The sequence below is a fragment of the Achromobacter sp. MUI-25009338 genome, assembly GCF_057359325.1.
In genome coordinates this window covers 805,224-827,906 of the sequence record NZ_CM170627.1, presented here as the reverse complement: position 1 = coordinate 827,906, position 22,683 = coordinate 805,224, and the positions used below count along the sequence as shown (strand labels likewise).

The 22,683-nt window shown below is 68.5% G+C and carries 18 protein-coding genes and 2 riboswitches; of the genes, 8 read left to right on the top strand and 10 right to left on the bottom strand.

Translation table 11 applies throughout. From position 1 onward, the window contains the following. Positions 1-3 precede the first annotated feature (3 nt). The 6 genes from AC1IQ6_RS03830 (at position 4) to AC1IQ6_RS03805 (ending at position 8,600) form a co-directional block, all read left to right on the top strand. Positions 4-945, top strand: coding sequence for an ABC transporter permease (locus AC1IQ6_RS03830; RefSeq protein WP_102774025.1), 942 nt, complete (start codon positions 4-6; stop codon positions 943-945). Between the two features lie 15 nt (positions 946-960). Next, positions 961-1,851: an ABC transporter permease gene (locus AC1IQ6_RS03825; RefSeq protein WP_102774026.1), complete on the top strand. Its 891-nt coding sequence runs from the start codon at positions 961-963 to the stop codon at positions 1,849-1,851. A gap of 5 nt (positions 1,852-1,856) precedes the next feature. After that, positions 1,857-3,542, top strand: a complete 1,686-nt coding sequence (locus AC1IQ6_RS03820; protein ID WP_102774027.1) for an ABC transporter ATP-binding protein — start codon at positions 1,857-1,859, stop codon at positions 3,540-3,542. 26 nt (positions 3,543-3,568) lie between these two features. Further along, positions 3,569-4,975 (top strand): amidase, encoded by a 1,407-nt coding sequence (locus AC1IQ6_RS03815; protein ID WP_485865875.1) that lies wholly within the window; start codon positions 3,569-3,571, stop codon positions 4,973-4,975. Between the two features lie 30 nt (positions 4,976-5,005). Further along, on the top strand, positions 5,006-6,481 hold the full coding sequence (locus AC1IQ6_RS03810) for a M81 family metallopeptidase (RefSeq protein ID WP_102774029.1): 1,476 nt from the start codon (positions 5,006-5,008) through the stop codon (positions 6,479-6,481). A 163-nt stretch (positions 6,482-6,644) separates the two neighbouring features. Continuing rightward, positions 6,645-8,600 carry a DUF945 family protein gene (locus tag AC1IQ6_RS03805; protein ID WP_485865874.1) on the top strand — a complete coding sequence of 652 codons (1,956 nt, stop codon included), beginning with the start codon at positions 6,645-6,647 and terminating at the stop codon, positions 8,598-8,600. A 195-nt stretch (positions 8,601-8,795) separates the two neighbouring features. On the opposite strand, the gene gcvP is transcribed toward AC1IQ6_RS03805, so the two are convergent. The 9 genes from gcvP to AC1IQ6_RS03760 all read right to left on the bottom strand — a co-directional run bounded on the left by gcvP (position 8,796) and on the right by AC1IQ6_RS03760 (position 20,592). Continuing rightward, positions 8,796-11,672, bottom strand: coding sequence for an aminomethyl-transferring glycine dehydrogenase (gcvP, locus tag AC1IQ6_RS03800; protein WP_485865873.1), 2,877 nt, complete (start codon positions 11,670-11,672; stop codon positions 8,796-8,798). 79 nt (positions 11,673-11,751) lie between these two features. Then, entirely contained in the window at positions 11,752-12,129 is a 378-nt protein-coding gene (gene gcvH, locus AC1IQ6_RS03795; protein ID WP_102774032.1) for a glycine cleavage system protein GcvH, read from the bottom strand. Positions 12,130-12,212: 83 nt separating this feature from the next. Then, positions 12,213-13,313: a glycine cleavage system aminomethyltransferase GcvT gene (gene gcvT / locus AC1IQ6_RS03790; RefSeq protein WP_485865872.1), complete on the bottom strand. Its 1,101-nt coding sequence runs from the start codon at positions 13,311-13,313 to the stop codon at positions 12,213-12,215. 87 nt (positions 13,314-13,400) lie between these two features. Then, positions 13,401-13,524, bottom strand: a riboswitch (glycine riboswitch). A gap of 34 nt (positions 13,525-13,558) precedes the next feature. Beyond that, positions 13,559-13,654: riboswitch (glycine riboswitch) on the bottom strand. 59 nt (positions 13,655-13,713) lie between these two features. After that, entirely contained in the window at positions 13,714-14,607 is an 894-nt protein-coding gene (locus AC1IQ6_RS03785) for a ZIP family metal transporter (protein ID WP_102774034.1), read from the bottom strand. Between the two features lie 30 nt (positions 14,608-14,637). Beyond that, positions 14,638-15,252, bottom strand: coding sequence for a superoxide dismutase (locus AC1IQ6_RS03780; RefSeq protein ID WP_111825861.1), 615 nt, complete (start codon positions 15,250-15,252; stop codon positions 14,638-14,640). A gap of 140 nt (positions 15,253-15,392) precedes the next feature. Next, positions 15,393-16,595: a BaiN/RdsA family NAD(P)/FAD-dependent oxidoreductase gene (locus AC1IQ6_RS03775; protein ID WP_111825862.1), complete on the bottom strand. Its 1,203-nt coding sequence runs from the start codon at positions 16,593-16,595 to the stop codon at positions 15,393-15,395. Positions 16,596-16,611: 16 nt separating this feature from the next. Next, a complete protein-coding gene (locus AC1IQ6_RS03770) occupies positions 16,612-18,873 on the bottom strand; it encodes an arginine/lysine/ornithine decarboxylase (RefSeq protein WP_102774037.1) in 2,262 nt (753 codons plus the stop codon). 229 nt (positions 18,874-19,102) lie between these two features. Continuing rightward, on the bottom strand, positions 19,103-20,011 hold the full coding sequence (locus AC1IQ6_RS03765; protein WP_485865871.1) for an NAD-dependent epimerase/dehydratase family protein: 909 nt from the start codon (positions 20,009-20,011) through the stop codon (positions 19,103-19,105). A gap of 128 nt (positions 20,012-20,139) precedes the next feature. Next, positions 20,140-20,592 (bottom strand): hypothetical protein, encoded by a 453-nt coding sequence (locus AC1IQ6_RS03760; RefSeq protein WP_102774039.1) that lies wholly within the window; start codon positions 20,590-20,592, stop codon positions 20,140-20,142. Between the two features lie 110 nt (positions 20,593-20,702). Here AC1IQ6_RS03760 and AC1IQ6_RS03755 point away from each other — a divergent pair, with 110 nt between their 5' ends. Then, positions 20,703-21,221: a GNAT family N-acetyltransferase gene (locus AC1IQ6_RS03755; protein WP_111825863.1), complete on the top strand. Its 519-nt coding sequence runs from the start codon at positions 20,703-20,705 to the stop codon at positions 21,219-21,221. Positions 21,222-21,251: 30 nt separating this feature from the next. Beyond that, positions 21,252-22,103 carry a GNAT family N-acetyltransferase gene (locus tag AC1IQ6_RS03750; protein ID WP_102774041.1) on the top strand — a complete coding sequence of 284 codons (852 nt, stop codon included), beginning with the start codon at positions 21,252-21,254 and terminating at the stop codon, positions 22,101-22,103. 4 nt (positions 22,104-22,107) lie between these two features. On the opposite strand, the gene dcd is transcribed toward AC1IQ6_RS03750, so the two are convergent. Then, positions 22,108-22,671 (bottom strand): dCTP deaminase, encoded by a 564-nt coding sequence (dcd, locus tag AC1IQ6_RS03745; RefSeq protein ID WP_043546327.1) that lies wholly within the window; start codon positions 22,669-22,671, stop codon positions 22,108-22,110. Positions 22,672-22,683 lie beyond the last annotated feature (12 nt).

The following is a 22,683-nucleotide window of genomic DNA, read 5'->3' as shown; positions in this document are numbered from 1 at the left end:
TACATGCTGGCATTCGTCTCGCGCCGGCTCCTCGCGACCATCCCCGTTCTGGTGATGGTCGCGGTGGTGGTCTTCGCGATATTGCGCTTCAGCCCGGGGGACCCGGCCATCATCATGGCCGGCGACGGCGCCACGCCTGAACGTATCGAGCAGATACGGCAGACGATGGGCCTGGACCAGCCGGTCGCAAAACAGTTCTTTCTCTGGGGCGGCAGGCTGCTGCAGGGCGACCTGGGCACCTCGCTCATGTCCGGCGTGCCGGTCACCAAGCTCATCGGCCAGCGCCTGGAGCCTTCGCTCAGCCTGGCGGTGCTGACCCTGGTCTTCACGCTGATCGTCGCCATTCCGCTGGGCATACTCGCGGCCTGGCGCCAGGGCCGGCTGCTGGACCGCGCGGTGATGGGCTTCTCGGTGCTGGGCTTTTCCGTGCCGGTGTTCGTCACCGGCTACGTGCTGATCTGGCTGTTCGCCATCAAGCTGGGCTGGTTCAACGTGCAGGGCTATACGCCGCTGGCCAAGGGCTTCTGGCCGTACCTGCACCGGCTGATCCTGCCGTCGCTGGCGCTATCCACGGTCTACGTGGCGCTGATCGCGCGCATCACGCGCACCAGCGTGATCGAAGTGATGGGCGAGGACTTCATCCGCACGGCCCGCTCCAAGGGCCTGGGCGAGACCGGCGTGCTGCTGGGACACGCGCTGCGCAACGCGGCCGTGCCCATCGCCACGGTGGTGGGCCTGGGCATCGCGCTGCTGATCAGCGGCGTGGTCGTGACCGAATCGGTGTTCAACATCCCCGGCCTGGGCCGGCTGGTGGTGGAGGCCGTGCTCGCGCGCGACTATCCGGTCATCCAGGGCCTGACGCTGTTCTTCGCGTTCGTCTACGTGTTCATCAATCTGGTTGTCGATTGCGCCTACACGGTGTTCGACCCGCGCATCAGATACTAGGTAGGGGTCCGAACCATGCAAACGCCAACCGACGTCGCCGACCTGCCCGGCGGCGGCAATCCTCAGACCACGGCCTGGCGGCAGATCCGCCAGGGCCTCAGAAGCTGGCCCGTCATGCTGGCGCTGGCGGTGCTGGCCGCCATCGTCGTCATCGCGCTGTTCGCCCCGCTGCTGGGCACGGTCGATCCCACGCTGATCAATCCGGGCGCGCGCCTGAAGCAGCCCTTCACCGACTACCTGTTCGGCACCGACGCCTTCGGCCGCGACGTCTGGTCGCGCGTGGCCTACGGCGCGCGCGTCTCGCTCATCGCGGGCCTGGGCGCGGCGGTGGTCAGCGTCGCGATCGGGCTGGTCATCGGCGTGATCGCCGGCTGGTTCCGCTCGCTCGACGGGATCATCATGCGCACCATGGACGCCATCATGGCCATCCCCGGCATCCTGCTGGCGATCGCCCTGGTGTCGGTCACGGGCGCCAGCCTGGCCACCGTGCTGGTGGCCATCACCATCCCGGAAATCCCGCGCGTGGTGCGGCTGGTGCGCGGCCAGATCCTGACGGTGCGCGGCGAGCCCTACGTCGAGGCCGCGCTGGCCCTGGGCACGCCGCTGCCGCTGCTGCTGTGGCGCCACATGGTGCCCAGCACCATCGCGCCGCTGACCGTGCAGGGCACCTACGTCTTCGCCTCCGCGATGCTGACCGAGGCCATCCTCAGCTTCCTGGGCGCGGGCATCCCGCCGGAGATCGCCTCGTGGGGCAACATCATGTCCGAAGGCCGCATGTATTTCCGCATGCTGCCCGGGCTGATTCTGTTTCCCGGGCTGTTCCTGTCGCTGACCGTGCTCAGCGTGAACATCCTGGGAGACGCCTTGCGCGACGCGCTGGACCCGAAAATGGTGCGCAGGATCTGATGCCGATGACCTATACCCCCACTCCCCCCGCGGGCGACACCTCGTCCGCCGTGCTGGCCATCCGCAACCTGTCGGTGGAAGTCGCCGGCGCCGGCAACCGCGTGGTGCGCAACCTCAGCCTGGACGTGCACGCCGGCGAAACGGTGTGCGTCGTCGGCGAATCCGGCTCCGGCAAATCGGTCACGTCGCTGGCCGTCATGGGCCTGCTGCCGCCGGGCGTGCTGGCCGTCAGCGCCGGCTCGATCCGGGTCGAGGGCGAAGACGTGGTCGGCGCCACCCAGCGCCGCCTGCGCGAAATGCGCGCCACCCGCATGGCCATGGTGTTCCAGGAACCCATGACCGCGCTCAACCCGGTGCACACGGTCGGCAAGCAGGTCGACGAGGTGCTGCGTCTGCACCGCAAGAACATGTCGGCCGCCGAGCGCCGCGCCAAGGTGCTGGAGATGTTCCAGTCGGTGCACCTGCCGGACGTGGAGCGCATCTACGACTCCTATCCGCACCAGCTGTCGGGCGGCCAGCGCCAGCGCATCGTCATCGCCATGGCGCTGATCCTGGAGCCCAAGCTGCTGATCGCCGACGAGCCCACCACCGCGCTGGACGTCACCACCCAGAAGCAGATCCTGGCGCTCATCAAGGAGCTGCAGGTCAAGCACCGCACGGCCGTGCTGTTCATCACCCACGACTTCGGCGTGGTGGCCGAAATCTCCGACCGCATCGTCGTGATGAACCGCGGCGACCTGGTCGAAAGCGGCACGCGCCACGAGATCCTGGCCGAGCCCAAGCAGTCCTACACGCGGCGCCTGGTGTCGTCGGTGCCCAGCCTGGTGCCGGCGCGCCGCGAGGCCCCCTCCGGCATGCCGGTGCTGCACGTCAAGGGCCTGGGCCGCACCTACGGCGGCAAGCGCGCGCTGCTGTCGCGCAAGTCCGCGCGCGACATCGTCGCCGCCGCCGACGTCAACCTGACGCTGCGCAAGGGCGAGATCCTGGGCATCGTGGGCGAATCCGGCTCGGGCAAGTCCACGGTGGCGCGCTGCATCGTGCGCCTGATCGAGCCCAGCGCCGGCCACATGATGATGGGCGGCGAAGACCTCAGCACCCTGTCGGGCGCGGCGCTGCGACCGGTGCGCCGCCGCATCCAGATCGTGTTCCAGGACCCCTACCGTTCGCTCAACCCGCGCCGCACCATCGGCGAGTCCATCATCGAGGGCCTGCTCAATTTCGGCGTGCCGCGCGAACAGGCCCTCAAGCGCGCCGGCGAGACCCTGGCCGTGGTGGGCCTGAGCCCGGACGCGATGCGGCGCTATCCGCACCAGTTCTCGGGCGGGCAGCGCCAGCGCATCTGCATCGCGCGCGCGCTGGTCATGGACCCGGAAATCCTGGTGGCCGACGAGGCCGTGTCGGCGCTGGACGTGTCGGTGCAGGCCCAGGTGCTGGAGCTGCTGGAGCAGGTGCGCCAGCGCACCGGCGTGGGCGTGCTGTTCATCACCCACGACCTGCGCGTGGCCGCGCAGATCTGCGACACCATCATGGTGATGCAGCGCGGCAAGGTGGTGGAGACCGGCACGGCCGAAACCGTGCTGACCGAACCGCGCCACGAATACACCCGCGCCCTGATCGACGCGGCGCCCGGACGAGACTGGGACTTCCGCAATTTCCGGCCGCTGTCGGCCGGCATGGCGCCCGCGCCATGACGCATTGATACGCTACAGGAACCGAAATGCCGCAACCGCATGAACTGTCCGCCGTCGAGCTTATCCAGGCCTATCGCGACAAGACCCTGTCGCCCGTCGAGGCCACGCGCTCCGTGCTCGAGCACATCGGGCGCTGGGAGCCGCGCCTGAAAGCCACCTATGCGCTGGACCCCGACGCCGCGCTGGAGGCGGCGCGCGCGTCCGAAGCCCGCTGGATGAAGGGTCAGCCGCTGTCGGCCGGCGGCTACTCGCTGGACGGCGTGCCGTCCACGATCAAGGAAAACATCGCCACCCGCGGCGTGCCGGTGCCGCTGGGCACGGCGGCCACCGACCTGACGCCGGCGGCCGCCGACGCGCCGCCGGCCGCGCGCATGCGCGAGGCCGGCGCCGTGCTGCTGGGCAAGACCACCATGCCCGACTACGGCATGCTGTCCTCGGGGCTGTCCAGCTTCCACGAACTGACGCGCAACCCCTGGGACCTGTCCAAGAACCCGGGCGGCTCCAGCGCCGGCGCGGGCGCGGCGGCGGCGGCCGGCTACGGCCCGCTGCACGTCGGCACCGACATCGGCGGCTCGGTGCGGCTGCCGGCGGCGTGGTGCGGCGTCGCCACGCTCAAGCCCAGCCTGGGCCGCATTCCCATCGACCCGCCGTTCATGGGCCGCTGCGCCGGCCCCATGACCCGCACGGTCGCCGACGCCGCGCTCATGATGGGCGTGCTGTCGCAGCCCGATGCGCGCGACCACATGAGCCTGCCCTACCAGGCCTTCGACTGGCTCGACCTGGAGCGCGACCTGCGCGGCCTGCGCATCGGCCTGCTGCTGGATGCGGGCTGCGGCCTGCCGGTGGACCCCGAGATCCTCGACGCGGTGCAGGCCGCGGCGCGCGCCTTCGAGGCCGCCGGCGCCATCGTCACGCCCATGCAGCCCTGGATGACCCCCGACATGCTGGACGGCGTGGACCGCTTCTGGCGCACCCGTTCGGCGCTGGACCTGGCGGCGCTGCCCGAGGAACGCCGCGCCCGCATCCTGCCTTTCATCCGCGCCTGGGCCGAAAGCGGCGGCGGCCAGTCCGGCGAAGCCGTGTTCCGCAGCTACTACGAGACCCTCAACGTGCGCGCGCGCACGGTCGCGGCCTGCGCGCCGTACGACTACGTGATCTCGCCCGTGGCGCCGGTGGTGGCCTACAACGCCGAATGGCCCTCGCCCACCAACGAGGTCGCCACCACCATGCACCACATCGGCTTCACCCTGCCCTACAACATGAGCGAACAGCCCGCGGCCTCGGTCAATTGCGGCTACACCCGGGCCGGCCTGCCCATCGGCCTGCAGATCGCCGGCCCGCGCTTCGACGACCTGGGCGTGCTGCGCATGGCGCGCGCCTGGGAACGGATGCGCCCGGCGCAGCACCCCTGGCCGCAGCCGCCCGCGGCCTGATTCTTTCCCCCCAACCCGACAGGAATCCTCATGCGCTGGCTTTTGGCAATGATCAAGCACGAGACGAACACGTTCTCGCCCGTGCCCACCCCGCTTGAACGCTTCTTCCGCGGCAATCCCGAAATCCTGGCCGGCGAGCGCGCCATCAAGGCCTACGAGAACACCGACAGCGGCCTGGGCGGCTATATCGAAGTGGCGCGCCGCGAAGGCGCCGAAATCGTGGTGCCGGTGGCGGCGGAATCCTGGCCCAGCGGCCCGGCCAGCGCGCAGACGCACGAGCAGCTGTGCCGGCTGGTGCTGGACGAAGTGGCGCGCGGCGGTTTCGACGCGATCCTGCTGGACCTGCACGGTGCCATGGTCGCGCAGGGCGTGGAGGACGCCGAGGGCGACCTGCTGCGCCGGCTGCGCGAGATCGATCCGGTCACGCCGGTGGGCGTCACGCTGGACATGCATGCCAACATCTATGACGACATCGTGCGCAACGCCACGGTCGTCAGCGGCTTCCATACCTATCCGCACGTGGACATCCGCGAGGCCGGCGTGCGCGCCGCCGACGTGATCGCGCGCACCCTGAAAGGCGAGATCAAGCCCGTCATGGCCTGGGCCAACAAGCCCATGCTGCCGCACATCATGCGCCAGGGCACCCATGCCGCGCCCAACCAGCCGCTGCAGGCGCGCTGCAAGGAGCTGGAAGCCGCCGGCGTGCTGGCCGCCTCGGTCTTCGTCGGCTTTCCGCACGCCGACATCGCGCAGGCCGGCCTGAGCGCCGTGGTCTGTACCGACGGCAAGCTGGACGAAGCCGAACGCCACCGCGACGAGCTGCTCGAACGCGCCTGGGCCGGGCGCGCCGACTGGGTGTTCCATCCCGAGCCGCTGGCGCCCACCATCGCCCGCGCCAAGGCCATCGAACAAGGCCCGGTGGTGCTGCTGGACCATTACGACAACACCGGCTCGGGCGGCACCATGGACACCACCGCGGTGCTGGCCGAAGTGCTGCGCCAGGAGCTGGACAACGTCGTCTTCTACGCGATCTGCGATCCGCAGGCCGCGCAGCAGGCGGCCGCCGCCGGCGTCGGCAGCAACGTCACGCTGCAACTGGGCGGCAAGATGGCCATGCCCGCCATCAAGCAGCCCAGCGAACCGCTGGCGGTCACCGGCCGGGTCAAGCTGGTGTTCGACGGCGTCTATCTGAACCGCGGCCCCATGTACCGCGGCGTGCGCAACGACACCGGCCTGACCGTGGTGATCGACACCGGCCGCGTCGAGATCGTGGTGGTGTCGCGCCACCAGGAACCCTTCGACGTCAACTGCCTGCTGTCGGCCGGCATCGACCCGCTGCAAAAGCGCTACGTGGTGCTCAAGAGCCGCGTGCACTGGCGCGCGGGCTTCTCCGACATGGCCACGGCCGTCATCGAATGCACCGGCGTGGGCGTCACGACCTCGGATTACGGCGAACTCGAATTCAAGAACGTGCGCCGTCCGATCTATCCGCTGGACCCGCTGTAGCCCCCCAAGCTCGCGCTTGAAAGGCCGGCGCCCAGCGCCGGCTTTCATTTTGAAATCTTCTGTAACTGCACGCGCGCTCGGCCGCCCTGCCGCCTCGGTATACTCGCCGCGGGCCTGACAGGCCGATGAATACAACTAGATAATCAACGATATAAGCAGAACGATGAAAAAGAGCGTAGCGATCACCCTCGGCGTGGTCATAGTGGGAGCGGGAAGCTGGGTAGGCGCCACGTGGTACACCGGCAAGCGCATCGAAGAAAGCTCGCAGCGTCATCTGGCCGAGGCCAATGAAAAGCTGGCCAAGATCACGCCGCTGTTCGGCCTGCGCATCGACCAACTGAAGTACGAGCGCGGCCTGTTCTCGACCCAGGCGCGCTACGGCCTGTCCTTCGTCAAGAGCGACAAGGATTCCGACATGCCCGAAGGCATGGTCGAATTCGACACCGCCATCGAGCACGGCCCCTTCCCCAAGAGCGCCGTGGCGCAGGGCGCGATCGCGCCCAAGCTGGCCTTCGTGCGCACCGAAGTGGCCAAGACGGACAACCTCAAGGAACTGTTCGAGCTGACCAAGAACGTGACGCCGGTGGCCGGCGACGCCATCATCAGCTTCGGCGGCCAGGCTACCTCCAGCGCCCGGATCGCGCCGGTGCAGGTCGAGCACGAAGGCACCAAGGCCGAGTTCAGCGGCATGACCATCAACGGCACCTTCGACCGCAAGCTGCAGGCCGTCACCGCCCATGCGCTGATGGAAAAGCTGTCGGTCGACGGCGAGAAGTCCGACGATCCGACCAAGATGACGGTCGCCGGCCTGACCATGGACATCGACAGCCGCATGGGCAAGTTCGGCCTGTCCATCGGCGACTCCAGCCTCAAGGTCAAGCGCCTCGACATCGCCAGGCCCGACGAAGACGTCAAGGTCTCGCTCGACAACCTGGGCTACGGCGTCAAGCTGGCCGAGGACGACAAGACCCTGAGCGCCGAGGCCACCTACCAGACCGGCGACATCGTGCTCAACGACGTGGCGCTGGGCAATGGCCAGGCCGTCATCCGGCTGGCCAAGCTGGACGGCCCGGCCGTCAAGCAGCTGTCGGACACCTATAACCAGATCCTGCGCCAGGTCATGATGGGCGCCAGCGACGAGGGCCTGCAGGACGAGCAGTTCGACGTGCTGCTGGACAACGCCGGCAAGCTGCTCAGCGGCAACCCCTCCTTCAGCATCGACCCGATCAGCTGGAAGACCGCCAAGGGCGAAAGCAAGCTGACCTTCGCGCTGGACCTGGCCAACCCGAAGGACGTGAAGAACCTGACGCCGCAGGAAATCGCGGTCCAGGCCATCAAGAAGATCGACGCCACGCTGGTCATCTCCAAGCCCATGGTGCGCGACCTGATGGTGCAGTACGCCATCAAGCAGGAGGGGCTGGACGAAGTCGCCGCCGGCGGCCAGGCCGACGAGCAGATGCGCTCGGTGTCCGGCATGGCCGAAATGCTCAACGTCGGCAAGAACGACGGCGACAACATCATCGGCAAGTTCACCTTCGCCGACGGCATGGGCGACCTCAACGGCACCAAGATCCCGGCCGAGGAACTGTTCGCCGGCCTGCTGGGCGCCGCCGGCATGAATGGCATGGACGAGGAAGGCGAGCCGGAAGACCCGACGCTGGGCGGCGAGCTGGAGCCCGCCGCGACGGCCAGCCCGGCCGAGCTGATGCAGGACTTCGACCTCGACACCGTCAACGCCATGCTGACCGACATGGCGTACTCGACCCGCAAGGAAGACGGCGAAGAAGGCCCGGTGCTGATCATCGACCCGGCCCAGACGGGCGCCAGCGACCTGCGCATGCAGCTTCTGTGCAACGACTTCACCGAACAGTGCCAGGACCTGGTCGCCACCGCGACCTTCCGCAGCAAGAAGCCGGTCTCGCTCAAGGCCATCAACGCCTGGAACCAGCAATACCGCTGGACCCGCGCCTACCTGGACGACAAGAACCAGGCCGTGCTGCAGATGGACATGAACGCCGAAGGCGGCATCGGCAAGGAGAACCTGCAGATCATGCTGAACACCTACTTCAGCATCGTGGAGGATTTCTCCGCCACCATCGAGGCGACGCCGGCGCGCTAGCCCGGTGTATCGGAGATGAAAAATCCCCCATCGTTTTGCGATGGGGGATTTTTTTTCGTGACAGATGGGTTGCGCGCGTTGGGGGTTCGGGTTTTTGCCGGGGTCGTGGCGCGCTACACCCATCCTACGCTTGTAGGATGGGTGTAGCGCGCGATGCCTTGAACAAGAATCCGAACATCAAGCGCGCGAAACCCATCAGGCGGCGTAGGCCTCGACCGGCAAGCAGGCGCACACCAGATTACGGTCGCCGTAGGCGTTGTCCACGCGCGCCACCGGCGGCCAGTACTTCGCCTCGCGCAGCGACGCCACCGGATAGGCGGCCTGCTGGCGCGGGTAGTCGTGCAGCCATTCTTCGGCCAGCAGCATCTGCGCGGTGTGCGGCGCGTTCTTCAGGACGTTGTCCTCGCGGTCGCGTTCGCCGCGCTCGATCTGGGCGATTTCCTCGCGGATCGAGATCATGGCGTCGATGAAGCGGTCCAGCTCGGCGCGGCCTTCCGATTCGGTCGGCTCGACCATCAGCGTGCCGGCGACCGGGAAGCTCATGGTCGGCGCATGGAAGCCGTAGTCCATCAGGCGCTTGGCGATGTCCTCGGCGCTGATGCCGCTGGTTTCCTTGAGCGGACGCACGTCCAGGATGCACTCGTGCGCGACGCGGCCGTCGCGGCCCGCGTACAGTACCGGGTAGTGGTCGCGCAGGCGCGTGGCGATGTAGTTGGCGTTCAGGATGGCCACTTCGGTGGCGCGGCGCAGGCCGTCGGCGCCCATCAGCGCGATGTACACGTAGGGGATGGGCAGGATGCCGGCCGAGCCGAAGGGCGCGGCCGAGACCGGGCCGACCTTGGCGTCGCTCGACAGCTTGCCCTGCTCGTTGACCACGCCCGGCAGGTACGGCGCCAGGTGCGCGCGCACCGCCACCGGACCCACGCCCGGGCCGCCGCCGCCGTGCGGGATGCAGAAGGTCTTGTGCAGGTTCAGGTGCGACACGTCGGAACCGAACTTGCCCGGCTTGGCCACGCCGACCATGGCGTTCATGTTGGCGCCGTCCAGGTAGACCTGGCCGCCGGCCTGGTGCACCAGGTCGCAGATTTCGGTGACGGCTTCCTCGAACACGCCGTGGGTCGACGGATAGGTGATCATCAGCGCGGCCAGCTTGTCGCCCACCTGGGCGATCTTGGCGCGCAGGTCGGCCAGGTCCACGTTGCCGTTGGCGTCCGAGGCCACCACCACCACGTCCATGCCGGCCAACTGGGCCGAGGCGGGGTTGGTGCCGTGCGCCGAGGCCGGGATCAGGCAGATGTTGCGCTGGTGCTGGCCGTTGGCCTGGTGGTAGCCGCGGATCGCCAGCAGGCCGGCGTATTCGCCCTGCGCGCCGGAGTTCGGCTGCAGGCTGATGTTGTCGTAGCCGGTGATTTCGCACAGCGCGGCCGACAGGCGGTCGATCAGGTCGACGTAACCCTTGCTCTGCTCGGCGGGCGCGAACGGATGGATCAGCGCGAATTCGGGCCAGGTGATGGGGATCATCTCGGCCGTGGCGTTGAGCTTCATGGTGCACGAACCCAGCGGGATCATGGTGCGGTCCAGGGCCAGGTCCTTGTCGGCCAGCTTGCGCAGATAGCGCAGCATGTCGGTCTCGGACTGCACGCTGGAGAACACCGGATGCGCCAGGATCGCGCTTTCGCGCGCCAGGCCGGCCGGAATGCCGCCGGCGGCGGCCGCGTCCAGCGCGTCGAGGTCGAGTTCGACGTCGTCGCGCTGCAGGCCGGCGGCGAAGACGTTGACCAGCGCCTGCAGGTCGGCGGCGGTCACGGTTTCATCCAGCGACACGGCCAGGCGCGCGCCGTCGACGCGGCGCAGGTTGATGCGGGCGCAGTCGGCCGCCGTCACGATGGCGGGCGTGGCCGCGCCGGTTTCGAGCAGCAGCGTGTCGAAGAAGGTGTCGTTGGCGACCTTCACGCCCAGCTTGACGAGCTCGGCGCGCAGGATGGCGGTGCTGCGCTGCACGCGCTCGGCGATGCGGCGGATGCCGGCCGGGCCGTGCCAGACGGCGTACATGCCGGCCATCACGGCCAGCAGCACCTGCGCGGTGCAGATGTTGGAAGTGGCTTTCTCGCGGCGGATGTGCTGTTCGCGCGTCTGCAGCGCCAGGCGCATCGCCGGGTTGCCCTGCGCGTCCTTGGACACGCCGACCAGGCGGCCGGCCATGTTGCGCTTGAAGGCGTCCTTGCAGGCCATGAAGCCGGCATGCGGGCCGCCGAAACCGAACGGCACGCCGAAGCGCTGGGCCGAACCGATGGCGATGTCCGCGCCCCACTCGCCCGGCGCGGCCAGCAGGGCCAGCGCCAGCAGGTCGGTGGCCACGGCCACGATCGCGCCCTGCGCGTGCGCGGCCTCGGCCAGTTTGCGGTAGTCGGCCACCGAGCCGGTGCTGTGCGGGTACTGCAGCAGCACGCCGAAGCACTCGGGCAGGCCTTCGGCCTCGTCGCCCACGGCCAGTTCGATGTCCAGGCCCTCGGCGCGCGTGCGCACGACTTCGAGGGTCTGGGGGTGCACATGGCGCGAGACGAAGAACACCTGGCTCTTGGACTTGGCGCTGCGGCGCGCCAGGGTCATGGCTTCGGCCGCGGCCGTGCCTTCGTCCAGCAGCGAGGCGTTGGAGATGTCCAGCCCGGTCAGGTCGGCGACCATGGTCTGGTAGTTCAGCAGGGCTTCGAGGCGGCCCTGCGAGATTTCGGGCTGGTACGGCGTGTAGGCCGTGTACCAGGCGGGATTCTCGAGGATGTTGCGCAGCACCACGTTGGGCGTGTGGGTGCCGTAGTACCCCTGGCCGATGTAGCTGCGGTAGACCTGGTTGCGGCCGGCGATCTGCTTGAGCTCGGCCAGCACGTCGGTTTCGCTGCGCGACTGCGGCAGCGCCAGCGGGGCCTGGCTGCGGATCTTGGGCGGCACGACTTCGTCGATCAGGGCGTCCAGGCTGGGGCTGCCGATGACGGCGAGCATGGCGGCCTGGTCGGCGTCGGAAGGGCCGATGTGGCGGGGAATGAAGTCGGTATGGGTGTCTAGGGCGCGCGACATGGGGGGAGATCTCGGGATGGCGGGGACGGACGCGATGGCGGCTTGCGCGGGCGGACGGACCGCCCGCGCAAGAACCGGCTTAGCCGTTGGCGACGGCTTCGTAGCCGGCGGCGTCCAGCAGCTTGTCGGCGTCGGCGGCGTTGACCGGCTTGATCTTGAAGATCCAGGCGGTGAAGGCGGATTCGTTGATCAGGTTGGGGTTGTTTTCGAGTTCTTCGTTGAACGCGACGATTTCGCCGGCCACGGGCGCGTAGATGTCGGAGGCGGCCTTGACCGACTCGACCACGCCGGCGGTCTCGCCGGCCTTCAGCTGGGCGCCGACCTTCACGTCGCCGACGAAAACCAGGTCGCCCAGCTGGTCCTGGGCGGTATCGGTGATGCCGACGACGAACACGTCGCCCTCGGCTTTGACCCATTCATGGGACTCGGTGTACTTGCGATCGGTGGGCAGACTCATGGGAGCTCCTGGGAATACGGGTAGATGAATGGTGTTGCGCGCCTCGCGCGGGCGGCCATGGCGTCCCGCGCGAAGCTTCGAGTTTACGAGTGTTCGACGGCCTTGCCGTTACGCACGAAGGGCAATTTGCAGGCCAGGGCGGGCACCCATTTGCCGCGGATATCGACCTCGACCGTGTCGCCGGGCTTGACGCTCTGCGGCAGGCGGGCGAAACCGATGGACACGCCCAGCGTGGGCGACATGGTGCCGCTGGTCAGCTCGCCCATGCCGTCCTTGGTGCGCACGGCCATGTGCGCGCGCATGACGCCGCGTTCCTGCAGCTTCAGGCCGAGGAAGGCGGCCGGGGTGGCGAACTGTTCCAGCGCCTCGCGGCCGATGAAGCGGCGCTCGGCGTCCTTCAGCGACACCGTCCAGGTCAGGCCGGCCTGGTTCGGCTGGATCAGTTCGTCCATGTCCTGGCCGTAGAGGTTCATGCCGGCTTCCAGGCGCAGCGTATCGCGCGCGCCCAGGCCGCAGGGACGCACGCCCTGGGCGGCCAGGTCGCGCCACAGCTGCACCACTTCGGTGGCGGGCAGCACGATTTCGAAGCCGTCCTCGCCGGTGTAGCCGGTGCGGGCCACCAGCGTGTCGTCGCCGACCACGGCGGCCACGAACGGGGTCAGCGGCTCGGTGGCGGCCTGCCAGGCCGGGCGCGCGGCCCACACCTTGGCGCGGGCGTTGGGGCCCTGCACGGCCACCATGGCGAGGTCGCGGCGGGCCGTGATGGCCACGTCGAAACCGCCGGCCTGCTTGACGCGCTGCATCCAGGCGATGTCCTTGTCGGCGGTGCCGGCGTTGACCACCACACGCCATTCGTCGGCGGCGAAGAAATAGATGATGAGATCGTCGATCACGCCGCCCTGCGGGTTCAGCATGCAGCTGTACAGCGCCTTGCCGGGCACGGTCAGCTTGGCCACGTCGTTGGCGACCAGGCGCTGCAGGAAGGCGAACGCGTCCCGGCCGGCGATGTCCACGTTCAGCATGTGCGAGACGTCGAACATGCCCGCGTCCTGGCGCACGGCGTGGTGCTCTTCCAGTTGCGAGCCGTAGGCCAGCGGCATGTCCCAGCCGCCGAAATCGACCATTCGGGCGCCGGCGGCGACATGTTCTTCGGCTAGCGGGGTGCGTTTGAGGGTTGCGGACATGCGCGGAAACTCCGGGGCGGCTTGGTTGCCAGGGTTACGGAATGCCGGTGGTGCCAGGCGGGCTGCGCCCTGCACTACGGCTGAATCTTCCGCCCCTCTGTCCTTTTGCCTGAGAGTTGCCCCGCTAGGCGGGTTTGCACCTTCGGCGCCTGGGCTGCTCGACATGTCCCTTGTTTCAGGGGCGGCGCCAGGTCTCTCCAGAGTACTGTTTTGCCGTGTCCACGCGGTGATAAACCGGGACGGGGCAAGCATGGGCGGTATGGGTTACCTGAGCGATTCCGGGCGAATTGCGCCTTCGGCGGCGGCCGGATGGACAGGCCGCTCTCTCCCGCAACATGCGTGACAGCGGCGAAAGCATACAACGAAAGCCATCGGCAGGGAATGGGAACCGCGGCCCGTGCTAGCCCAACGCGGTATCCAGCAGCATCATCAGCACGAAGCCCAGCATCAGCCCGCAGGTGGCGTAGACCTCGTGCCCCTTGCGGTGCGACTCGGGGATGATCTCGTGGCTGATGACGAACAGCATGGCGCCGGCGGCGAAGCCCAGGCCCCAGGGCAGCATCGGCGCCGACCAGCCGACCACGGCCGCGCCCAGCACCGCGCCCAGGGGCTCGACCATGCCCGACAGCATGCCCAGCGCCGCCGCGAAGGCCCGCGGATAGCCCGCGGCCAGCAGCGCCACGGCCACCACCAGCCCCTCGGGGATGTCCTGGATCGCGATGCCGGTGGCCAGCGCGGTGCCGCGCAAGGGATCGTTGCCGGCGTAGCCCACGCCGATGGCCAGGCCCTCGGGCAGGTTGTGCAGCGTGATGGCGAACACGAACAGCCAGGTGCGGCGCAACCGGTGCGCCTCGATGCCTTCGCGTCCCTTGATGAAATGCTCGTGCGGCAGCGTGCGGTCCATGAGCAGCAGCACCGCGGCCCCCAGCAGCACGGCGCCCGCCACCGTAAGCCCCGCCCCCCAGGGGCCGTAGCCCAGCCCGCGCGCCGCGGCGATGCCGGGCGCCACCAGCGAGAAGGCGCTGGCCGCCAGCATCACGCCGGCGCCGAAGCCGAACATGCTGTCCTGCAGTTTCTGCGGGATGCTGCGGGCGAACAGGATGGGCACGGTGCCCAGCGCCGTCGCGGCGGCCGCCACCAGCCCGCCCAGCAAGGCGTCGGCCACGTGCGGCGCGCGCACGTCCAGGTACGCCCACAACTGGTGCAGGGCCAGGCAGGAAACCAGCACGGCCAGCGTCCAGACGCTGATGCTGGTGGCGGCGGGCCGCACACGATGGCGGCTGAAGGTATTCATACGGCGCTGCCCTCCTTCAGAGAGTCGCGTTCAGCGCTGCGCCGCGGCGTAGCGGCGCGCCACTTCAGGCCAGTTGACGACATTGTAGAAGGCCGCGATGTATTCCGGCCTGCGGTTCTGGTACTTCAGGTAATAGGCATGCTCCCAGACGTCCAGCCCCAGGATGGGCGTATTGCCGTGCATCAGCGGGCTGTCCTGGTTGGCGCTGCTCTCGACCGTCAGCCGGCCCTCGGGCGTGACCGAGAGCCAGGCCCAGCCGCTGCCGAAACGGGTCAGCGCGGCCTTGGTGAATGCCTCGCGGAACGCGTCCATGCCGCCCAGCTCGGACGCGATGGCGGCGGCCAGCGCGCCGTCGGGCGCGCCGCCGCCGGCCGGCGACATCACGGCCCAGAACAGGCTGTGGTTGGCGTGGCCGCCGCCGTGGTTGCGCACCGCGCCGCGCACGGCCTCGGGCAGCTGCTCCAGGCGCGCCACCAGCGCTTCGACCGGCTCGTCGGCGGCGATGCCCGCCCCTTCCAGCGCGGCGTTCAGGCTGTTGACGTAGGTCTGGTGATGCTTGCTGTAGTGGATCTCCATCGTCATCGCGTCGATGTGCGGCTCCAGCGCGTCGTAGGCGTACGGCAAGGGGGGCAGTGTGTAGGCCATGTGTATCTCCGTGGGTGGCGCGCCCAAAATAGGACGGGCGAACTCAATTCTTGAAATACAAATGATATTTATTTTTATTTAACGTCGCAACGCCGATATTTCCATCCCGGCCATAGCCGCGCGCTATCGGCGCCGCCGCCCTACAGCGCGCGCCCGCAGGCCACGCCCGAGGCCCAGGCCCACTGGAAGTTGTAGCCGCCCAGCCAGCCCGTGACGTCCACGGTTTCGCCGATGAAATAAAGGCCGGGCACGGCCTTGGCCTGCATGGATTTCTGGTCCAGGCCGCGCGTGTCCACGCCGCCGCGCATGACTTCGGCCTTCTTGTAGCCGGCCGTGCCGCTGGGCACCAGCGTCCATTGGTGGATGTCCTGGGCCAGCGCGCGCAGGGTCTTGTCGGGCGCGTCGGCCAGGCGCAGCGCCGCCAGCCCGGGCTTGCCGGCCTGCTCGGCCAGGTGCAGCCAGCGGTCGGCCAGGCGCTTGGGCCACAGCCCGCCCAGCACGGTGTGCAGCTGCTGGCGGTTGCCGGACTTCGAGGCCAGCAGCTCCGCGGCCAGGTCGCGGCCCGGCGCCAGGTCCACCACGATGGGTTCGCCCGGCTTCCAGAAACTGGATATCTGCAGGATGGCCGGCCCCGACAGGCCGCGATGGGTGAACAGCAGGTCTTCCAGGAATTCGCCGCGCGCCTTGCCCTGCCCCGTGTGCAGGCCGACTTCCAGCGCCACGCCGGACAGCTCCGACAGCGGCTGCCATTGCGCGGCATCGAAGGTCAGCGGCACCAGGGCGGGCCGCGGCTCGACCACTTTCAGGCCGAACTGGCGCGCGATCTTCAGGCCGAAGTCGGTGGCGCCCAGCTGCGGGATCGCCATGCCGCCGGTGGCCACCACCAGCTTGGCCGCGCGAATCGTTCCCTGGCCGGTGTGCAGCGTGTAGCCCTGTTCGCCGTGGCCGATCTCGGCCACCGGACAGTTCATGCGCCACTGCACCGAGCCGGCGTCGCATTCGGCGCGCAGCATGTCGATGATGGATTCGCTGGAATCGTCGCAGAACAGCTGGCCGCGGTGCTTCTCGTGCCAGGCGATGCGGTGGCGCTTGAGCAGCGCCAGGAAGTCCTGCGGCGTGTAGCCCGCCAGGGCCGAGCGGCAGAAATGCGGGTTCTCGGACAGGAAGTTGGCCGGCCCGGCGCCGATGTTGGTGAAGTTGCAGCGTCCGCCGCCGGAGATGCGGATTTTTTCGGCCAGGCGCTGCGCGTGGTCGACCAGCACCACGCGCAGGCCGCGCTGGCCGGCCACCGCTGCGCACATCATGCCGGCGGCGCCGGCGCCGATCACGGCTACATCGAACATCGACACGCGCGACCCGTCACTCTTCCTTCAGGCAGTCGACGTAGTAGCGCTTCTCGCCGTCCTCGCCCACTTCGTCGGCCAGGCCGTGGATGTAGGTCTCGAAGCCGGGGAAGCGTTCGTTGAACTCGCGCGCGAACTGCAGGTACTGGACGATGGTGCGGTTGAAGCGCTCGCCCGGGATCAGCAGCGGGATGCCCGGCGGGTACGGCGTCAGCAGCACGCCGGTGACGCGGCCTTCCAGCTTGTCGATCTCGACGCGCTCGACCTCGCGGTGCGCCATGCGGGCGAACGCGTCCGAGGGCTTGAGCGCCGGAACCATGTCGCTCAGGTACATCTCGGTGGTCAGGCGGGCCACGTCGCGCTCGCGGTAGGCCTCGTGGATCTGCTGGCACAGGTCGCGCAGGCCCATGCGCTCGTAGCGGCGATGGTCGCGGCAGAATTCCGGCAGGATGCGCCACAGCGGCTGGTTGCGGTCGTAGTCGTCCTTGAACTGCTGCAGGGCGGTCAGCAGCGTGTTCCAGCGGCCCTTGGTGATGCCGATGGTGAACAGGATGAAGAACGAATACAGGCCGGTCTTCTCGACCACCACGCCGTGCTCGGTCAGGTACTTGGAAACCAGGGCGGCCGGGATGCCGGTTTCGCCGAAGCTGCCGGACATGTCCAGGCCCGGGGTGATGACCGTGGCCTTGATCGGGTCCAGCATGTTGAAGCCTTCGGCCAGGTCGCCGAAGCCGTGCCAGTGGTCGTTGGACTCCAGGATCCATTCGTCGCGGTTGCCGATGCCTTCGGACACCAGGCGGTTCGGGCCCCAGACCTTGAACCACCAGTCGTTCTTGCCGAACTCGGATTCCACCTTGCGCATGGCGCGGCGGAAGTCCATGGCCTCGCGGATGCTTTCCTCGACCAGCGCGGTGCCGCCCGGCGGCTCCATCATGGCCGCGGCCACGTCGCAGGACGCGATGATCGCGTACTGCGGCGAGGTGGACGTGTGCATCAGGTAGGCTTCGTTGAAGACGTTGCGGTCCAGCTTGCGGGTCTCGGATTCCTGCACGATGATCTGAGAGGCCTGCGAGATGCCGGCCAGCAGCTTGTGCGTGGAGTGCGTGGCGAACACCATCGCGTCCTGGCTGCGCGGGCGGTCCTGGCCGATGGCGTGCATGTCCTGGTAGAACTCGTGGAAGGACGCATGCGGCAGCCAGGCCTCGTCGAAGTGCAGCGTGTCGACGTAGCTGCCGAGCTGCTTCTTGATCATTTCGACGTTGTAGATGACGCCGTCGTAGGTGCTCTGCGTCAGCGTCAGGATGCGCGGGTTCTTGTTCACCGCCTCGCGCGCGAAGGGGTTGGCCTCGATCTTCTTGCGGATGTTGTCCGGGTGGAATTCTTCCAGCGGGATCGGGCCGATGATGCCCAGGTGGTTGCGCGTGGGACGCAGGAACACCGGGATCGCGCCCGTCATCGTGATGGCGTGCAGGATGGACTTGTGGCAGTTGCGGTCCACCACCACCACGTCGCCGGCGGCGACGTTGGCGTGCCACACCACCTTGTTGGAGGTGGAGGTGCCGTTGGTCACGAAGAAGCAGTGGTCGGCGTGGAAGATGCGCGCCGCGTTCAGTTCGGATTCGGCCACGGGACCGGTGTGGTCCAGCAGCTGGCCCAGTTCGTCGACCGCGTTGCAGACGTCGGCGCGCAGCATGTTCTCGCCGAAGAACTGGTGGAACATCTGGCCGACCGGGCTTTTCAGGAAGGCCACGCCGCCGGAGTGGCCGGGGCAGTGCCACGAGTACGAGCCGTCCTGCGCGTACTTGACCAGTTCGCGGAAGAACGGCGGCGGCAGGCCGTCGACGTAGCTGCGCGCTTCGCGGATGATGTGGCGCGCCACGAATTCGGGGGTGTCCTCGAACATGTGGATGAAGCCGTGCAGCTCGCGCAGGATGTCGTTCGGAATGTGCTCCGAGGTGCGGGTCTCGCCGTACAGGTAGATGGGGATGTCGGCGTTGCGGAAGCGCAGCTCGCCGATGAAGGCGCGCAGGTTCTTGATCGCGCTGGCCACGTCCTCGGGCGAGTCCTCGTCGAATTCCTCGTCGTCGATCGACAGGATGAAGGCGCTGGCGCGGCTCTGCTGCTGGGCAAAGGAACTCAGATCGCCATAACTGGTCACCCCGATCACCTCGACGCCCTCGGCCTCGATCGCGGCGGAAAGGGCGCGGATGCCCAGGCCGGACGCGTTCTCGGAACGGTAGTCCTCGTCGATGATGAAGATGGGGAAGCGGAATTTCATGCGGGCGCTCCTGGGGGCAAGGCGGAATCGGTCGCGTACGGCGACACGAATGTACAGCTGGTAAAAATCCGCCTGATGACAGACGGCGCGAGCACCCGCCGGGGCGGCGGGAATGGGCGAATTGTAGGGCGGTTTTTCCTGCAGGCCTAAGGGAAATCCCGAAATGGCCCGAACGCCGTTGTGATCACGCTAAAACCCGCCCCGGCCGCGCCGGCCCGAACGCCCCTGCTCAGCCCCGCAGGCGCCGCCGCACGTCGTCGCGCGGCGCGTAGCCGATGGTCGCGCGCCCGTCCTCCACGTCCCAGGCGCTGCCCTGGTTGGCCGACACCCCGTTGACGATGACGCTGCCGTCGGGCCAGCCCGAGGCGTCCGCGGTCAGGGCGGCGACCAGCAGGCGTTCGAAATCGCCGTTGGACAGCCACATGTCGTGGAACCACGCCAGGGCGCGGCGGGCGGGCTCGTCCAGCGCCTGCGGGTCGGGCGCGCGCCGGTGGGCCACGCCGGAATACGTCATGTCGCGCGGATCGTTGTCGCCCGGCAGGATCCAGCCGATGCGCGCGGCCACGGTGGACAGGCGGCCGCCGGTCATGGCCGAGCACGCGCGGCACAGGCGCTCGCCCATCTCCTTCGAGGTGGCGTAGGCCAGCGCATGCACTTCGCGTTCGCCGTCGAACCAGCGCGTGCCCGGCGCCGGTTCGCAGCGCACGGAGAGCCTGCCCGGCCCCATCGAGGCGGCCAGCGGCTCGTCCTTGTAGCCGCCCATGACGTGGTTGGACGAGGAGAAAAACAGCCGCCGCGCGCCGTGCGTGGCGGCGGCCGTCAGCACGTTCAGGGTCATGCCGTAGGACGCCAGCGCCTCTTCCCAGCTGGCGTCGGGCGTGGAGTGGCGGGCCGCCAGGTGCACCACGGCGTCCACGTCGGCGAAATGGCGGGTCCAGGCCGGGTCGGGACGCTCCAGGTCGGCCGCGACCAGCGTCAGGCGCTCGCGCAGCGCCGGATCGAACGCGCCGGCGTCGACCTGCACGTCGATGCCGGTCAGCTGCGCGCACCAGGGCTGGCGCGCCAGGATGGCCAGGGCCTTGCGGCCGAGATGGCCGGCGGCGCCGGTGACGAGGATGCGGGCGGGCGGTGGGGGCATGTCAGTCTCCTGGTGGCGCATCGCGTTCGGGCAGCGATGCAGGCGACCTGGTAGGAGCTGAGGCCAGGCGTGGGCCGATCCGGTGTCTGGAAAACCGGCGGCGCTGTCAATGCGCCGCCCGCCGGCTGCTAACGGATGGTGCGGGCCTCGCCCGCCTGCAGCGCCGCCATGAATTGCTCGAAATAAGGCGGAATCGCTTCGGCGGCGCCGTAGCGGATGCGGCGTTCGACCTTGGCGATCGCGCCGAAGCAGACTTCGGTTCCGGGTTCGCCGCAGACCAGCACCACCGGGTCCTCGTCGTCGCACACTTCGTACAGGCCGCCGTGCGCGCGGCGTCCGACCTCGTAGAGGTAGGCGGCGGCGCCGACGGTCTGCATGGGGGTAAGAGGCAGGTTGCCCAGGTGGGCGGCCTCCAGCGCTTCATCGAGCGCGTGCACGCTGGATGGTGAGTAGTCCAGCACTGCGCCGGTCTGGCCGGCGGCTTGGACAAAGTCCTGCGCGGCATCCGCCACGCGCGCTACGAATTCTTCCTGGACTTCGTTGCGCTTGGCGTCCTGGTTTATCTTGAGGAAACCGAACATCGATGGCTCCTTTGTGAAAACCGCAAGCGGCATTGAACCCATTATAGGCAACCCGACCCTCTATACTGCCCCAAACGCCCTCAAAACGTTACCTATTCCCAACACTCTCTATGTCCCCTCCCCTGGTCCGTCGCCTGGTTCCCGCCGATGCCGCGGCCCTGCGCCAATTGCGCCTGGACGCGCTGGTCGAAACGCCCGAATCGTTCGGATCGAGTTACGAAGAGGAACACACCCTGACACTGGAAGACATACGCGCCTGGATCGCGCCGGCCAACGACGGCGCGATGTTCGGCGCGTTCGACGGACCGGCGCTGGCGGGCATCGTGGGGGTGTCGCGGCAGGGCAAGCTGAAGATGCGCCACAAGGCGCACATCTGGAGCGTCTACGTCGCGCCCGAGCGGCGCGGCCGCGGCCTGGCGCGGCTGCTGATGCAGGCCGCCATCGCGCACGCCGCGACCATGCGCGGCATCCGCCACGTGCAATTGAGCGTGACCTCCAACAACGCCGCCGCGGCCGCGTTGTATCTCGGCCTGGGCTTCGTCGAATACGGGCGCGAGCGCGAGGCCCTGTGCGTGGACGGCCGCTACTACGACGAAACCCTGATGACGCTGGCGCTGCCGGCCCGCTGAGCGCCCCCGACAACCACAGAAGCGACTCCCATGCGTATCCTCGTCAATATCGACGTGCCCGAGCTGGAACCCGCCATCGATTTCTACCGCCGCGCCTTCGGGCTGCGGCTGCAACGCAGGCTGGGCTCCAAGGTGGCCGAAATGCGCGGCGCCGAAGCGCCCATCTACCTGCTCGAAAAAGCCGCCGGCACGCCCGCCGCGGGCGCCACGCGCCAGCCGCGCGACTATGCGCGGCACTGGACGCCGGTGCATCTGGACGTGGTGGTGGACGACGCCGATCTCGCGGTCGAGCGCGCCGTCGCGGCCGGCGCGCGGCTGGAAGACCCCGCGGTGTCGCATGACTGGGGCCGCATCGCGCACCTGAGCGATCCGTACGGGCACGGCATCTGCATCCTGCAGTTCCTGGGACAGGGCTATGACGCGCTGGCGCGGCCGGCGCTGCGCTACGAGCCGGTCGGCGAAGCCGATTTCGAAGCCCTGCTGGCGCTGCGCATCGAGGCCATGCGGCCCAGCCTGGAGCGCCTGGGGCGCTTCGACCCGCAGCGCGCGCGCTCGCGCCTGCGCGCCACGTTCCGGCCGGAACATACCTGGTCCATCGAGCTGGACGGGCAACGGGTGGGGTTTTATGCGCTGCGCCCGGACGGCGACGGCCTGCGCCTGGACCATCTGTACCTGCGGCCCGACGCCTCGGGCCAGGGCCTGGGCGGCCAGGTGCTGCGGCGGATACTGGACGAGGCCGACCGCCTCGGGCTGCCGGTGCGCGTGGGCGCGCTGCGCGGCAGCGACTCGAACCGCTTCTACCGCCGGCATGGATTCGTCCAGACCGGCGAAGGCGAATGGGATATCGATTACCTGCGGCCGGCGCCCGCGCCGGCCGGCTGAGGCCTCAGGTGCGCGGCAGCGTCACGCCGCGCTGGCCCTGGTACTTGCCGCCGCGGTCGCGGTACGAGGTTTCGCAGATCTCGTCGCTTTCCAGGAACAGCATCTGCGCGCAGCCTTCGCCGGCGTAGATCTTGGCCGGCAGCGGCGTGGTGTTGGAGAACTCCAGCGTCACGTGGCCTTCCCATTCGGGTTCCAGCGGCGTGACGTTGACGATGATGCCGCAGCGCGCATAGGTGCTCTTGCCCAGGCAGACCGTCAGGACGCTGCGCGGGATGCGGAAGTACTCGACGGTGCGCGCCAGCGCGAACGAATTGGGCGGGATGATGCAGACATCGCCCTTGAAATCCACGAACGAGCCTTCGTCGAAATTCTTGGGATCGACGATGGTGGAATTGATGTTGGTGAAGATCTTGAACTCGTCGGCGCAACGCACGTCGTAGCCGTAGCTGCTGGTGCCGTAGCTGACGATGCGCCCGCCATTGGCCGTGCGGACCTGCCCCGGCTCGAAGGGTTCGATCATGCCGGCTTCGGCCTGGCGGCGGATCCAGCGGTCGCTTTTGATGCTCATGGTGGCAATGGT

What these genes read in the sequence shown, in the direction of transcription:
- AC1IQ6_RS03830 (WP_102774025.1), top strand. Translation starts at nt 4, where the DNA reads ATGCTGGCATTCGTCTCGCGCCGGCTCCTCGCGACCATCCCCGTTCTG.
- AC1IQ6_RS03825 (WP_102774026.1), top strand. Translation starts at nt 961, where the DNA reads ATGCAAACGCCAACCGACGTCGCCGACCTGCCCGGCGGCGGCAATCCT.
- AC1IQ6_RS03820 (WP_102774027.1), top strand. Translation starts at nt 1,857, where the DNA reads ATGACCTATACCCCCACTCCCCCCGCGGGCGACACCTCGTCCGCCGTG.
- AC1IQ6_RS03815 (WP_485865875.1), top strand. Translation starts at nt 3,569, where the DNA reads ATGCCGCAACCGCATGAACTGTCCGCCGTCGAGCTTATCCAGGCCTAT.
- AC1IQ6_RS03810 (WP_102774029.1), top strand. Translation starts at nt 5,006, where the DNA reads ATGCGCTGGCTTTTGGCAATGATCAAGCACGAGACGAACACGTTCTCG.
- AC1IQ6_RS03805 (WP_485865874.1), top strand. Translation starts at nt 6,645, where the DNA reads ATGAAAAAGAGCGTAGCGATCACCCTCGGCGTGGTCATAGTGGGAGCG.
- gcvP (WP_485865873.1), bottom strand. Translation starts at nt 11,672, where the DNA reads ATGTCGCGCGCCCTAGACACCCATACCGACTTCATTCCCCGCCACATC.
- gcvH (WP_102774032.1), bottom strand. Translation starts at nt 12,129, where the DNA reads ATGAGTCTGCCCACCGATCGCAAGTACACCGAGTCCCATGAATGGGTC.
- gcvT (WP_485865872.1), bottom strand. Translation starts at nt 13,313, where the DNA reads ATGTCCGCAACCCTCAAACGCACCCCGCTAGCCGAAGAACATGTCGCC.
- AC1IQ6_RS03785 (WP_102774034.1), bottom strand. Translation starts at nt 14,607, where the DNA reads ATGAATACCTTCAGCCGCCATCGTGTGCGGCCCGCCGCCACCAGCATC.
- AC1IQ6_RS03780 (WP_111825861.1), bottom strand. Translation starts at nt 15,252, where the DNA reads ATGGCCTACACACTGCCCCCCTTGCCGTACGCCTACGACGCGCTGGAG.
- AC1IQ6_RS03775 (WP_111825862.1), bottom strand. Translation starts at nt 16,595, where the DNA reads ATGTTCGATGTAGCCGTGATCGGCGCCGGCGCCGCCGGCATGATGTGC.
- AC1IQ6_RS03770 (WP_102774037.1), bottom strand. Translation starts at nt 18,873, where the DNA reads ATGAAATTCCGCTTCCCCATCTTCATCATCGACGAGGACTACCGTTCC.
- AC1IQ6_RS03765 (WP_485865871.1), bottom strand. Translation starts at nt 20,011, where the DNA reads ATGCCCCCACCGCCCGCCCGCATCCTCGTCACCGGCGCCGCCGGCCAT.
- AC1IQ6_RS03760 (WP_102774039.1), bottom strand. Translation starts at nt 20,592, where the DNA reads ATGTTCGGTTTCCTCAAGATAAACCAGGACGCCAAGCGCAACGAAGTC.
- AC1IQ6_RS03755 (WP_111825863.1), top strand. Translation starts at nt 20,703, where the DNA reads ATGTCCCCTCCCCTGGTCCGTCGCCTGGTTCCCGCCGATGCCGCGGCC.
- AC1IQ6_RS03750 (WP_102774041.1), top strand. Translation starts at nt 21,252, where the DNA reads ATGCGTATCCTCGTCAATATCGACGTGCCCGAGCTGGAACCCGCCATC.
- dcd (WP_043546327.1), bottom strand. Translation starts at nt 22,671, where the DNA reads ATGAGCATCAAAAGCGACCGCTGGATCCGCCGCCAGGCCGAAGCCGGC.